The organism is Pseudomonas sp. CFBP13508 (genome assembly GCF_005233515.1).
In the GTDB taxonomy this organism is placed as follows: Bacteria; Pseudomonadota; Gammaproteobacteria; order Pseudomonadales; family Pseudomonadaceae; genus Aquipseudomonas; species Aquipseudomonas mercuritolerans.
The window spans coordinates 67,259-80,976 of the sequence record NZ_QFZZ01000005.1 but is presented as its reverse complement, the minus strand read 5'-3'; the positions used below and the strand labels follow the sequence as shown (position 1 = coordinate 80,976).

The 13,718-nt window shown below is 59.2% G+C and carries 12 protein-coding genes; 2 read left to right on the top strand and 10 right to left on the bottom strand.

The genetic code is table 11. From position 1 onward, the window contains the following. Window positions 1-164 precede the first annotated feature (164 nt). The 9 genes from PspCFBP13508_RS15560 to PspCFBP13508_RS15520 all read right to left on the bottom strand — a co-directional run bounded on the left by PspCFBP13508_RS15560 (window position 165) and on the right by PspCFBP13508_RS15520 (window position 9,668). Window positions 165-962, bottom strand: a complete 798-nt coding sequence (locus tag PspCFBP13508_RS15560) for a MetQ/NlpA family ABC transporter substrate-binding protein (protein WP_137215039.1) — start codon at window positions 960-962, stop codon at window positions 165-167. A gap of 165 nt (window positions 963-1,127) precedes the next feature. Beyond that, entirely contained in the window at window positions 1,128-2,060 is a 933-nt protein-coding gene (locus tag PspCFBP13508_RS15555; RefSeq protein WP_137215038.1) for a sigma 54-interacting transcriptional regulator, read from the bottom strand. Window positions 2,061-2,112: 52 nt separating this feature from the next. Further along, entirely contained in the window at window positions 2,113-2,694 is a 582-nt protein-coding gene (locus tag PspCFBP13508_RS15550) for an alpha/beta hydrolase (RefSeq protein WP_007918704.1), read from the bottom strand. Between the two features lie 366 nt (window positions 2,695-3,060). Next, entirely contained in the window at window positions 3,061-3,462 is a 402-nt protein-coding gene (locus tag PspCFBP13508_RS15545; protein ID WP_008045412.1) for a biopolymer transporter ExbD, read from the bottom strand. 1 nt (window position 3,463) lies between these two features. Continuing rightward, entirely contained in the window at window positions 3,464-4,189 is a 726-nt protein-coding gene (locus tag PspCFBP13508_RS15540) for a MotA/TolQ/ExbB proton channel family protein (RefSeq protein ID WP_137215037.1), read from the bottom strand. Between the two features lie 45 nt (window positions 4,190-4,234). After that, window positions 4,235-5,044: an energy transducer TonB gene (locus PspCFBP13508_RS15535; protein WP_137215036.1), complete on the bottom strand. Its 810-nt coding sequence runs from the start codon at window positions 5,042-5,044 to the stop codon at window positions 4,235-4,237. Window positions 5,045-5,425: 381 nt separating this feature from the next. Continuing rightward, a complete protein-coding gene (locus tag PspCFBP13508_RS15530; protein WP_122605710.1) occupies window positions 5,426-5,752 on the bottom strand; it encodes a hypothetical protein in 327 nt (108 codons plus the stop codon). 189 nt (window positions 5,753-5,941) lie between these two features. Then, window positions 5,942-7,285 (bottom strand): aryl-sulfate sulfotransferase, encoded by a 1,344-nt coding sequence (locus tag PspCFBP13508_RS15525; RefSeq protein ID WP_137215035.1) that lies wholly within the window; start codon window positions 7,283-7,285, stop codon window positions 5,942-5,944. A gap of 22 nt (window positions 7,286-7,307) precedes the next feature. Beyond that, a complete protein-coding gene (locus tag PspCFBP13508_RS15520) occupies window positions 7,308-9,668 on the bottom strand; it encodes a TonB-dependent receptor (RefSeq protein WP_137215034.1) in 2,361 nt (786 codons plus the stop codon). A 165-nt stretch (window positions 9,669-9,833) separates the two neighbouring features. On the opposite strand from PspCFBP13508_RS15520, the gene PspCFBP13508_RS15515 reads away from it, so the two are divergent. Both PspCFBP13508_RS15515 and PspCFBP13508_RS15510 read left to right on the top strand, forming a co-directional pair. Further along, window positions 9,834-10,778, top strand: a complete 945-nt coding sequence (locus PspCFBP13508_RS15515) for a LysR family transcriptional regulator (protein ID WP_137215033.1) — start codon at window positions 9,834-9,836, stop codon at window positions 10,776-10,778. A gap of 178 nt (window positions 10,779-10,956) precedes the next feature. Then, window positions 10,957-12,573, top strand: a complete 1,617-nt coding sequence (locus PspCFBP13508_RS15510; RefSeq protein ID WP_137215032.1) for an alkaline phosphatase family protein — start codon at window positions 10,957-10,959, stop codon at window positions 12,571-12,573. Window positions 12,574-12,679: 106 nt separating this feature from the next. On the opposite strand, the gene PspCFBP13508_RS15505 is transcribed toward PspCFBP13508_RS15510, so the two are convergent. Next, window positions 12,680-13,600, bottom strand: a complete 921-nt coding sequence (locus tag PspCFBP13508_RS15505; RefSeq protein WP_137215031.1) for a TauD/TfdA family dioxygenase — start codon at window positions 13,598-13,600, stop codon at window positions 12,680-12,682. Between the last annotated feature and the right edge of the window lie 118 nt (window positions 13,601-13,718).

Below are 13,718 nucleotides of genomic sequence, written 5' to 3'. Positions count from 1 at the left end.
GCGATACGTTCAGGTCGGCGTATCTCTCGAATATCCCCGTATCGGTTCCCTCTCCCTCTGGGAGAGGGTTAGGGTGAGGGGCTTTTTAACGCACACACAAAAACGCCGATGACCATCAAGGCCATCGGCGTTTTTGCATCTGAAGCAGATTCACTCAAGTCAGATCAGAACGCCGGCAACACCGCGCCGCTGTACTTCTTCTCGATGAACGCTTTGACTTCCGGGCTGGTCAGCGCCTTGGCCAGTTTCTGGATCGCGTCGCTGTTCTTGTTGTCCTCACGGGCCACCAGGAAGTTCACGTACGGCGAGTCAGCGCCTTCGATCACCAGCGCATCTTTCTGCGGGTTGAGTTTGGCTTCCAGGGCGTAGTTGGTGTTGATCATGTCCAGATCAACTTCCTTCAGCACGCGCGGCAGCAGGGCCGATTCCAGTTCCTTGAACTTGAAGTTGTGCGGGTTCTTGGCGATGTCTTTTGGCGTTGCCAGAGCGTTTTTCGGATCTTTCAGCTCGATCAGACCGGCCTTCTGCAGCAGGATCAGGGCGCGGCCGCTGTTGCTGCCTTCGTTGGGGATGGCGATGGTTGCGCCGTCCGGCAGTTCAGCCAGGGTCTTGTACTTGCTCGAGTAACCACCGAACGGTTCAACGTGAACGCCCTGCACGGTCACCAGGTACTTGGACTTGTCTTCCTTGTATTTACCCTGGTTGAAGCTGTTCAGGTACGGCAGGGTCTGGAAGTAGTTGGCGTCGAGACGCTTCTCGCCAACCTGTACGTTCGGTTGCACGTAGTCGGTGAAGACCTTGATTTCCAGATCCACGCCTTCTTTGGCCAGGGTCGGCTTGATCAGTTCAAGAATTTCAGCGTGGGGCACCGGCGTTGCGGCAACCACCAGTTTCTCGCCAGCGTTGGCGAAAGAAGCCGTCAGTGCAGCCGCCAATGCGGTAAACAACAGAACCTTTTTCATGCAGTGTCCTTATCGAAAATCACGGTCGTCATCGACGACGGCATAATACGTGTGCCAGTGAAGTGATATCGCTGGCGTGAGGCGGACAATACCCGGATTTTTTATTCCCGGACAATAACGTTTATTCAGCTTCATATTCCATTTTGTTCATGTTCAAGAAAATGCTCACAACGCCTCGCTCAAGCGAATCAGCCAATCTTTCAAGGTCTTACGCTCTGCACTGCTACCACCTATATGGGTCTGCCTGACCAGACGTTCGATCTGAACCTGCGGCGCAGACGCGTCAGGCAGGTTCAGATGTTCCGGCAGGATCTCGTCGCCGGTGCTGACCAGCAGGGCAAAGTGGATGACGTTTTCCAGTTCGCGAGTGTTGCCCGGCCAGCTGTGTTGTTCGAGTACATGCTGAGCGGCTTCGCTGATCAGCGGCACGGGCAGATCAAGACGCTGGCTGTAGATGCCAAGGAAATACTCGGCCAGCGAGAGAATGTCGCCGGTGCGCGCGCGCAACGCCGGCAGCTCCAGATGCCCCTCGCTGAGGTAGTGATAGAGCCGCTCGTGGAATTTCCCGGCATCCACGGCCTGGGCCAGATCGATGCTGGTCGCCGCCACCAGGCGCACATCCACGGGGCTCGGCTGATGCGCACCGACGCGGGTGACTTCGTGGTTTTCCAATGCCGCGAGCAACTTGATCTGGATCGGCAGCGGCAAATCGCCGATCTCATCCAGGTACAAGGTGCCGCCGTTGGCCGAACCGAACCAGCCGGCGCGACTGCTGGCCGCGCCGCTGTAGCTGCCGGCGGCGTAGCCGAACAGTTCGGCGTCGGCGTAAGTCGGGCTGATCGCGCCGCAGTTCACCGAAACGAACAGACCACTACGGTCGCTGGCGCGGTGAATATGCCGAGCGAGCAGCTCTTTACCGGTGCCAGTCTCACCGCGAATCAACACTGAAATCGAACGTGGAGCCAACTGCTCCAACTCCTCGCGCAATTGCCGCGAGCGCGGGTCGACAAACACCAGCGCCTTGGCGCGAATGCTCAGAGGGCTTTTTTCCGCATCGGGAAAGGTCAGCAAGGGCTGACCGAAGGTTTCGAGACTCATGGCAGGCTCCCGCCCAAAACCGCCAGCCGACGGGGGCGTTGAATAATTAAGGTCAGGCGCGACGGCGGGCGTGGTGTTCCAGGCGGTTCTGCAGGCGATAGAGATAGGCGAAACCCTGCTCCCAACGCTGGTGCCCGGACTTGACGTTGATGTGCCCGGCCCCGGCAAGAATCCCCGCCTCCGCGCCCCAGTTGCGCGCCAGTTCCAATGCGCGCGGCGCGCTGACGGCGGCGTCGTTGTCGGAGCTGACGACCTGACTGGGGAATGGCAACAGATCGGTCGGAATCGGTGCGAAGTTGCGCAGCGCCGGCGCGCACGCGGGGCGCTCGACATCGGCCGGCGCAACCAGCAATGCCCCGCGCACCTGACGCAGGTATTGCAGGGGCGCAGTCGCCGCCCAATGGGCAACGGTAATGCAGCCGAGGCTGTGGGCGATGAGAATCACTGGCGTGCTGTCGGCAGCGATCGCTTCGGCCAGCGCGGCGACCCAGTCCTCACGGCGCGGCGTCAGCCAATCGGCCTGTTCCACCCGCGCGCTGTTTGGCAGGCTGTTCTGCCAATGGCTTTGCCAATGATCTTCTGGCGATCCTTGCCAGCCCGGCACAATCAGGTAACGGATTGATTCGTTGCGCATGGGAAGCTCTCCTGCGGCGTGTCTGTTCCGTGTCGAGTATAGGGAGCGGATTTATATCCGTTAAGGAATAAGAAGCTATTTATTAAGACCTGTATCGAATATGTGATTTGTGTAGGGCATAAGATTCCTCCCCCTCACCCCAACCCTCTCCCCCGAGGGGGCGAGGGGGGAAAGGGAGCCGATCTTCAGGTTCTTCAAATCTTGAGTTCGACTGGATTTCTCATATCGGTGTATAGCCGCCAGACACCCCGGTCAGTCCCCTCTCCCTCCGGGAGAGGGCTAGGGTGAGGGGCTTTTTCAAAAACCGAACGCAAAAAAAAGGGCCGCACCCTGCCAAGGAGACGGCCCCGGAAAAACGAAAACCTGTCACCGCGCGGTAATCACCGACAACCTGGTAATCCCCGCCCGTTCAATCGAAGCCATGGCTCGCGCCACTTCGCCGTAATTCACCCCGTCATCGGCCTGCAATTGCACGCGCACTTCCGGGTCCTTGGCCTTGGCCGACTTGAGGTTGAATTCGAGCAAGTCGGGCTGAATCTCGTCCTTGTTGATAAACAGTTTGCCGGCGCCGTCGATGCTCACCACCAGCGGGTCTTTTTGCTCGACCGGCGCCACCGCTTCGGTCTTCGGCAGGTTGATCGGTATTGCGTTGGTCAGCAGCGGCGCGGTGACGATGAACACCACCAGCAGCACCAGCATTACGTCCACCAGCGGCGTCACGTTGATTTCGCTGAGCACCTCATCCGTGTCTTGCGTGGAGAAGGCCATATCAGGACGCCTCCTTGACTTTTGCCGCGTTGCCCGACGTTGCAACCTTGTGTGCGGTCGGGTGGATCAGCACGCGGAACGCACTCTTCTGCGCCAGGCTGTAGAAGTCGTGGGCGAAGTCATCGAGATCCGCTGCGGTCAGTTTCAGCCTTCGCAAAAAATAGTTGTAAACCAGCACCGCCGGCACCGCGACGGCGATGCCCACGCCAGTCGCGACGAGTGCCGCACCGATCGGCCCGGCCACCGTTTCCAGGCTCGCCGAACCGGCGGCGCTGATGCCTTTCAAGGCCTCCATGATTCCCCACACCGTGCCGAACAGACCAATGAACGGCGAGGTGCTGCCAATACTTGCGACCACTGCCAGACCGGTTTCCAGCGAACGCCGTTCGCGGACGATCTGCTGGCGCAAGGCACGCTCGAGGCGATCCTGATGGTTGATCGCCTGGCTCAGATCATTCGCCTGCGGCGCCTCGCCCACCTGGATCGCTGCATAGCCAGCCTGCGCCACTCGCGCTGCGGCGCCGGGCTGGGTTTCGCTTAATTCGGCGGCGGCATCCAGACTCGATGCTGCCCAGAAACGTTTGTGAAAGCTCCGATCCTGCGCTTTCAGACGACCGAACTGCACAGCCTTGAGCAACGCCAGGCCCCAAGTGGCGACGGAAAAAACCACCAGCAGCCAGATCACAGCGCTTTCGATGGATTCCAGTGGAGATGCCAGTAACGTCATGATGTGTTCCCTCGTGTAAACATTTCGCGCGAATTTGGTTGCGGTTTAATGAATCTTGAAATCGATGGGCACGCTGACCCAGCCGTCCTGGGCGACATCACCCTGCTTGGCCGGGACGAAACTCCAGCGCTTGACGGCATTCAGCGCCGCATCGTCGAGCTGCTGGCGGCCGCTGCTTTTGGCAATCTGAATCTCGCCCGGTTTGCCGCTGGCCAACACATGCACCCGTAACAACACCGTGCCCTCCCAACCGCGACGCTGGGCCAGCGACGGATATTCCGGTGCCGGGTTTTTCAGATACGCAGCGTTGGCTGACGCCGGGGTAACGGGCGCCGGTGCCGGTGGCGCAGGAGGCGCTGGCGCGGCGACCGGGGCTGCGGGCTTCGCTGGCGCTGGCGGTTGCTCTACTGCCTTCGGCGCCGGTTTGGGCGGCGGTTTCACCACCGGTTTGGGTTTGGCGATCGGCTTGGGCGGCGGCGGTTTCACCGCCAACTCGTCCTCCACTGGCGGTGGCGGCTCGACCACCGGTGCCGGTGGTGGCGGCGCAACAACCGGCCGCGCGGGCGGAGCCGGACGCGAAAACTCAATGGTCATCGGCGGAATTTCCGGCGGTACCACCGGCAGCACTGGCGTCGGTTTCTGGCTGACCCAGTAAATCACCGCGCCATGCACGACCAACGCGAGCACACCGAGCAAAAGGGTTTCGCGTCGACTCAAAATGCTCTTTGGCGCACGTTGCAAACGCAACTGCCCCAACGGCACCCGATGCGGCCGGCCAAGATCGACCAGCTCGCCACTCGGCATGTGCCGCCACAGCAATTCCCCTGCGCTGGCGGCGGTCTGGACATTGCCCATTGTTCAACTCCCTGCGGTCTTTTTGCGTTCTCTACAAAAACTGCCGATCAACCGTTTGTTGAATCCCCCACGGTGGATCGATGGGTGAATCATTGAGCTTGCCGCTTATCTCCGAAAGTAATCTTTAACGTTATCCATAGGCTTTTATGGAATATATAAATTGATCAATTCCGCCAAAGCCACGTGCCACGCGGGCTGCAGCGACAGGTGAGAAAGTGCATGCTTTTCAGGCATCGAAAGTATTCATGCAACGCATCAAATTCGCCTGCCCCGGTTTTGCAGGACGACTAATACCAAGTAGATAGTTGATAATGATTTTTTCTGAATAACAAAAAAACCGGAGCACTTTCGTGCGCCGGCCTTTTAATTTTTCAAGCAAGACTACTGTTTTACGAATTCCCCGCCCAAAGTCACCACATCACCATCGAAGTTTGTACGGGAGCCGGCAGCGCGCAATTTTGCGTAGTTATGATCCGGCGAAAACAGTGTCCATGTCTGATAACCGCTATTACCATTCTGAGCAAGTACTGCAATGGTGGTCGGGTTACCGGTACTGTTCTGGAAATGGTAGTTTCCATAACGGATGTCGTAATTCACGCCACCCTGACTCAACGTTCCGCTGAACGAGCCGTTGGAATCATTACCATCGGTAATCACCAGCTTGGCGCCCGAGTTTGAATTTACATAAGTGCCATTAATGCTCGACATAACGAGATTTCCTTTATCGTTGGATAAGTGTCTTCCGATGAGAGCAAGTTTCCTCCTGGAAACTCACGACAGTCAGAATGGTCGGACATTTACTTATTGTCCACGTGACTTACTAACGAATTTGCAATAAGCACTATTCATCCGCCTCATAACTTATCGCCGTTCGTTCGCGCATTAATTCCAATTCAACTAACGGCTGGCGTTGGTTTGGTGCACGCCGCCAACGGGTGCAATAACCGCTGTCTCGGAGCGTGGCGTGCCCGTTGGCACCCAGTCATAACTCACAGGGAGCGCCCGATACACCCAGTTGCTGATCGCATCGCTGCCCGGTGCCTTGCCGAGATACGGGCTGATGTATTCCCAGACGTTTTCACCGTTGGCCGTCACCTGGAAAAACCGTCCGTTCATGCCCTCGTCAATCAGCGTGTTGCCATTGGGCAAGCGCCGCGCACTGCTGATGAAAGAACTGTAGAACGCCCACCCAGGCTGCTTGGAACTTGCCGCACTGTACTGCCAGACGATCTGGTTTTTCTGCGGATCGATTTCCAATACCCGCGAACCGGAAATCAGCCCGAGGGTGACGTTCGGATAACCCGCCGCCCCCTGGTTGTCGAACACCAGCAAATTGCCCGCGCCAGGCAATCCAGCCGGGATGATGTGCGCATCATGCTGACCGACAAACTGATCCACCGGGCGCGGCAGTTTCTGCGCGGTTTTCGGATTGATCAGCGGCAGGTTCGGCCCCAGCCGCCAGACCACTTTGCCGCTGCTTTTGTCGATGATGGCGATGAAATTGGCGTTGCGTGAATCGATCAACAGATTGTCCGGATTGAAGCGCTTGTCACCGGCATCGAACCACTTGTTCGGCCCTACCAGGCTGAGGTTGTTGATATGCAGGTAGTCCGGATTTCCACTGGCACGCACCAGTTTCAACTTCTCGGCAGTGAAGCCGAATTCATTGAGATGTTCGGAGGCCAGCCACTGCCATTTCACCGCACCGTCGGGCCTGACTTCATAGATCGCATCGTCGATCACCTCGGCCACTTTGAAGCCTTTGACCTTGTGCACCTTGTTCGCAAGCACCACGGTGTTGCCGTTGCTCAAACGGCGCTGATCATGGTGCTGTTGCGCCGCGCCACCAGGTGCTTTGTCGCCCCACTGCCAGACGACTTTGCCGTCCCAGTCGAGTTCGCCGACGCTCTGGTTGCCCAGGCCATTCCCTGCCGAGCCGAGCTTGCCGGGGTCCTTGTCACTCAACTGCAACAGCACATGGCCGCGTTTGCCGCCGACCAGTTGCGGGTCGATGATGGCGGACGGGAAACCTGCCTGCGGCCAGGTCTTCACTTCGTTGCCGTTCATGTCGATCAGGTGCGTCTGCTTGTCGGCGCCACTAAAGATTACGTACTGGTTGAACGCCTTGTCCGGGTCATAGCGGGTGACACCGGTCGGGTACACACTGGGCGCGGCGAAAGCACCGCTGCTCAGGACTGCGCCGGATAACAGCAGGGGTAAAGCGCTTTTGATGGGCAACATGGTGCAGCTCCTTGAAGGCAAATCAGAAGTCGTAGCGACCGGTGACGCCTAACGTGCGCGGGGTGCCGAGCAGGCCTTCATAGCCGCCGTTGCCGCCCGTCCACAGGGTCGTGTAATAGGTTTTGTCGAAGGCGTTCTTCAGCCACAGCGAGACGTCCCACTGGCCCTGATTGAAATCACCGCGCAGGCCAGTAGAAAAGTTGACCACCGCGTAACTGGGGATCTGCCCGTAGTCGGAATCCTCGACCGTGCCCACCGCTTTGGAGCGGAACGCGTAGCTGCCGGTGACGTAGGGTTCGAAGCCGTTAGCCAGATTCCATTTGTATTCGCCGTTGGCGTTGCCGATCCATTTCGACGCGCCGACCACTTGATGACCGCTGAGGTCGCAGGACGCCGGTGCACCCGGGGCCTGGCTGACTTCCGGCGGGCACGGTGCATCTTTGTAAGAGAGGTAGCTGACGTCGTTGTACGAACCGTTGAAGTTCAGGGTCAGGCCACGCAGCGGCACCACGGTGCTTTCGAACTCGATGCCGCGTGAGCGTACCGAGCCGGCGTTGGTCAGGTATTGCACGCGGTTGGCGGCGTCGTAGGCATTGGTCTGGTAGGCGTTGACCTGGGTCCAGAACACGTTGGCGTTGAGTTGCAGGCGGCGGTCCCACAGGGTGCTTTTGAAACCAAGTTCGGCGTTGTTGGCGCGCTCGGTGCCGATCAATAGCGAGTCGGCACCCGCGGTGGGCGCAGAACCGACCGCGAGGTTGACCCCGCCGGATTTTTCGCCGTGGGACAGGGTGGCATAACCAAGCACGTCGTCGGTGATGCGATAGCTCAGGTTGAGCAGTCCCGAGGGGCTGGAGCTGTACTGATTCAAGTCACCGGAATCGTAGGCGCCGGCACGCCCGCGGCGCGCATTGGCTGCCGCGCCCGCCACCGCCACACCGCCGAGCGGCGCGTTGCGGCTGACCGAAGCGTTTTTCTCTTCGTAGGTGCCACGCACCCCGGCGGTGAAATCCAGGCGCTCGCTCAGGTGCCAGGTGCCTTGGGCAAACAGGGCGAAACTGTCGGTCTTGATATGGCCGTTGCCGACGCTGGTAACGTTGGCCAGGGCGCCGGCCGGTGTGCCATTCCAGATGTCGGCCTGCGGGCCGACATAGGAGAAGGATTTGTTGTCCAGATCCGAGCCGAAATAGTAGGCACCGACCACGTAATCGAAGAACTCGCCCTTGGGCGAGGCAAGGCGAAATTCCTGTGAATACTGTTTGTCTTCCACCGACACGCCGGCGTTGTAGCTGGCCGGCACGTTGAGGCCATCGTCATTGCGCGGGGTGAAATTCCAGAAGCGGTACGAACTGACCGACGTCAGGGTGAAGTCGCTCGGCAACGTCCAGTTGGCTTCCACCGACGTGCCGCCCTGATGCACGGTGACGTGCTGGTCGTTGTCGAGATTGACCTTGCGATGCCGGCCGTTGACCAGCGTCGCCCCGGCCGCACTGGCCCGCGATTCATACAGGTTGACGCCGTTGATGGTCGGCCCGGTGTTGTACAACACGCGGGTGCCGGCGCTGGAATCTTCTTCGTTGTAATCGCCGATCCAGCGCAGATTGAAATCTTCATTGGGCTTGAACAACAGTTGCGCGCGAAAGCCCTCGCGGGAGCCGCCGTTGAGGTCGTGGCCGTCGTATTCGTTCTTGATGTCACCGTCGCTGCGGGTGCGATACGCCGAGAAACGCCCGGCCAGTTGATCGTTGAGCGGCCCGGAAATCGTGCCCTTGGTCTGGAAATAACCGTCCTCGCCGACCGAGGTTTCGATGCTGCGTTCAGGCGTGAAGGTTGGCGCGCGGGTGCTGATGTTGATCACTCCGGCGGTGGTGTTCTTGCCGAACAGCGTGCCCTGCGGCCCACGCAGAACTTCCAGCTGTTCGATGTCCATCAGATCGAACACCGCCATCCCCGGACGGCCCAGATAAACGTTGTCGATGTACAGGCCAACGCTGCCTTCCAGGCCATCACTGGCCGGGTTGTTACCAAGGCCACGGATCGACACGCTGGACTGCCGCGCATGCATGTAAGCGACGTTGACGCTGGGCACCAGTTGCTGCAAGTCCTGAATCCGGTAAACCCGTTGCGTCTCCAGATTCTGCCCACTGACCACGCTCATTGGCGTCGGCACGTCTTGCGAACTTTCTTCGCGGCGGCGGGTTGTGACGGTCACGGTTTCCAGCTGCGAACCGTTGGCCGCCGCTGTGCCTGCCGGAACCGGCGGCGGGGTTTCGGCTTCGGCGGCATAGCCATGAGTCCAGCTGGCGCTGCCTGCCAGCAACAGCGCCAAAGGCAGGCGTTTGAGCCGTCGGGGAGATGGGGGTAACGCGAGATTCAACGGACTCATGGCGCGGCTCCTGGTCAAAAAACACACAGACATCTTCAGTGCTGCATATTCTTTTCAGTTATTTATTTATGGATTTACAAATATTTACTGCATAAGAGATTGCCTTTATAAGGAGTGCACCTAATGCATATCCAATGCATTTCCCGGATATTTTTTATGTGAAAAATGCATATCGACTTGCGCCAATTGCGTCACTTCATTGCTCTGGTTGAGCAACGCAGCTTCGTCGCTGGCGCTCAGGCGGTGAACCTGTCGCAGTCGGCATTCAGCCGCAGCATCCAAGCACTGGAACACAGCGTCGGCTGCCAGTTGGTTGACCGTGGGCGCAAGGAGTTGCCGCCTACCAAACAGGGCCATGTGCTGCTCGAACACGCACGGCGACTGATCAGCGGTGCGCAGCAGATGGCCAATGAGATCAGCCAGTTCAATGGCCTCGAGGCCGGGGAATTGCGCTTTGGTTGCGGGCCGGCGCCAGCCGCTGGATTGATCCCGCGCGCGATCGGCGCGTTCATCGGCCGCTACCCGAAAGCGCGGGTGCAGTTTCAAGTCGATGACTGGCAGAGCCTGAGCAAACGCCTGCTCAGCGAAGAGTTCGAATTCTTCGTCGCCGATACCCGACAATTCGAGGCCGACCCGGATTACCAGACCCACCGCCTGCGAGCGCGCAAATGGCATTTCTGCTGCCGAGCCGGGCATCCACTGACGGCGTTTGAACGCATCACTGCCGAGCAATTGCTGAGTTATCCACTGGCGGTCAGCATCCGCCCGCCGAACCTGCGCAAAGTCATCGTCGACCTCAGCGGTCGTCCGGATTTCACCCCGAATGTGGAATGCGAAAACGGTTCGACGCTGCTGAGCGTGGTGCTGCGCTCGGAGGCGATCGGAATTGTCGGCGCGTATTCCGATGCGCTGCATCTGGCCAAGGGTGAGCTGGTCTGTTTGAAGATCGAAGGCCTGGCCGATGATTTGGAGGAGCTGTACACCCGCTACGGCATTGTCAGCCGTGCGGGGTATCGGCTGTCGCCGCTGGCCGAAGCGATGATAGAGCAGATCAAAGTGGTTGATGCGGAGGATGAGAAGGTGTGTTCGCTGGAGAATTTCGCGGTCTGAGCTGGCCCCTTCGCGAGCAGGCTCGCTCCCACAGGAATACGCATTTCAAATGTGGGAGCGAGCCTGCTCGCGAAGAGGCTGATGCAATCGCTGCATAAAAACCATTCCCCAAATGCACTTGCCGAAAACCCCCACCGACAGCGAAAACCCTCACCTGTCCCACTGACCGGTGAACTCCATGCCCACCCCATCCAACCCCGTGCGCAACGTGCTGTACATCATGTGCGATCAACTGCGCCGCGATTACCTGTCCTGCTACGGCCACCCGCATCTGCATACACCGAATATCGATCGCCTCGCAGCTCAAGGGGTGCGTTTCAGCCGCGCCTACACCCAAGGCACGATCTGCGGCCCGTCGCGGATGTCGGCCTACACCGGGCGCTATGTCAGCAGCCATCAAGTGGCCTGGAACGCGGTGCCGTTGCCGCTGGATGAATTGACGATCGGCGATTACCTGCGACCTCACGGCATCCGCACCGCGCTGGTCGGCAAGACCCATGCGACGGCCAATGTCGACGCCTTGCAGCGCCTGGCGATCAACCCGGAAAGCGCGCAAGCCGAGTTGCTCAATGAGGTCGGCTTCGAACCCTACCTGCGCCACGACGGTATCTACCCCGACGATCCGTCATTCGACGACAAGCGCGAATCCGCGCCCTATACCCAATACCTTCGCGCGCAGGGCTTCGATGGCAAGAATCCCTGGCACGACTGGGCGAATGCCGCCGAAGGCGAGAACGGTGAAATCCTCAGCGGCTGGAAAATGCGTCATGCGAATTTGCCAGCACGAATTCCCGAGCAACACTCAGAGACTGTCTACACTACAAATCGGGCCATCGACTTCATCACCGAGCAAGGCGAGAAATCCTGGTGTTTACACCTCTCGTACATCAAACCGCACTGGCCCTATATCGTACCTACTCCATACCACGCCTTGTACAGTACGAAATCGATTCTGCAACCGATCCGCGCGACGCTCTCCGAAGCCAGCAAACACCCCGTATACACTGCCTTTCGCCAACATGAGGAAAGCCGCAACTTCTCCCGCGATTCAGTACGATTGAATGTAATCCCCACCTACATGGGCCTGATCAAGCAAGTGGATGATCAGTTGGGGCGGCTGTTCGATTTTCTGCAGAGCAACGGGCGTTGGGATGACACGTTGATCGTGTTCACCAGCGATCACGGCGATTTCCTCGGCGATCATTGGCTCGGCGAGAAGGAGTTTTTACTGGAGCAGGCGGTGGGCGTGCCATTGATCGTGCGCGACCCCCGGGCGGCGGCGGATGTCACTCGTGGCACTGTCGATGAGCGCTTGACAGAAACCATCGATGCGCTGCCGACTTTTCTTCAAGCGCTGGGATTGCCGGCAGCAGAGCATCGGCTTGAAGGGCGTTCACTGATCCCGTTGCTACACGGGGAAAATCCCGATTGGCGCCGTTATGCAATCAGCGAGTACGACTACGCCTTTCAGGCACCGGCGCGGGAACGCCTCGGCCAGCCGATCGACCGTTGCCGCATGACCATGGTGCGCAGCGAGCGCTGGAAATACCTGGCGTACGATGGCTTCCGACCGCAGCTGTTCGATCTGCTGAATGATCCACAGGAGCTGCGTGATCTGGGTGAAGACCCGGCATACGCGGCGGTGCGCGAGGAGCATGCCGGATATCTGTTTGAGTGGGTGCGCGGACTAAAGCGGCGCACGACGATCAGCCATCAGGAGATCGATTTGCGCGGACAGCGGTTTCGTTATGGTGAGCCGGAAACCGAGAAGGTTGTTCAGATCGGAGTGTGGTGAAAGCCCTTCGCGAGCAGGCTCGCTCCCACAGGGATTGGCGTCGATCACATCCTAGCGTTCGGCACAAATCCATTGTGGGAGCGAGCCTGCTCGCGAAGAGGTCCGATCAGACGCCGACGATATCCGCACCCTTGATGGTCTGGCTGCGCTGCCCATTCACCCCCACCGGCACCTCGCCCTTGAGCGTTACCCGGCGCACCACGCGATCCTGGGTGCCGTAATCATCAATGGCGTAATGCTGCGTCGAGCGGTTATCCCAGATCGCCACATCTCCAGCCTGCCAGCGCCAGCGCACGGTGTTTTCCTGGCGGATCACATGGCTCTGCAGCAAGCCGAACAGGTGCGCCGAATCCGCCTGTGAATAACCTTTGATGCGTTTGACGAAATGCCCCAGCAGCAAGCTCTTCTCGCCGCTGATCGGATGCACGCGCACCACCGGATGCTCGGTTTCGTAAACGGTCGAGGTGAAGACTTTGCGGTAGCGCTCCAGCTTCTCTGCCGATACGTCCGGCTTCGCCCCGGCGTAGTCGTATTCGTTGCTGTGCACGGCGGTCAGTTTGTCGGCCAGCTCACGCAGCTCGCTCGGCAAACCGCTGTAAGCGGTCGCGGTGTTGGCCCACAGCGTATCGCCGCCGAATGCCGGCGCAACCACAGAGCGCAGGATCGAGGCTTTCGGATAGGCATCAACGAAGGTCACGTCGGTGTGCCAGGAATTGGCGCGCTGGCCCTCGGCGCCGTCCAGCTCCAGAAGGTAGCGAGTGCCTTCACGCACCGGCACGGTCGGGTGCGCCACCGGTTCGCCAAGCAGATGGGCGAAGGCTTCCTGACGCTGATCGTCGAGTTGCGTCTGCTCGCGGAAGAACAGCACTTTGTATTCGACCAAGGCTTGCTGGATGGCTTCGACAGTGGCGGCGTCCAGCTCTCCGGACAGATGCACGCCGCGGATTTCGGCGCCGATACGACCGGCTACCGGGTGAATTTCCAGCGCGTGAGAAACGGGTTTTACGGCGAGTGCGGCATTGCTCATGGGAAGACCCTCATCGACGGTTTGCGGTTTTGGCGGCAGCGAAACAACGCTCTATCTATATTCCATTTACGTCTAATAGATATTCGCATGCTTCGTTGACGGAATAAGAGCTTGCATT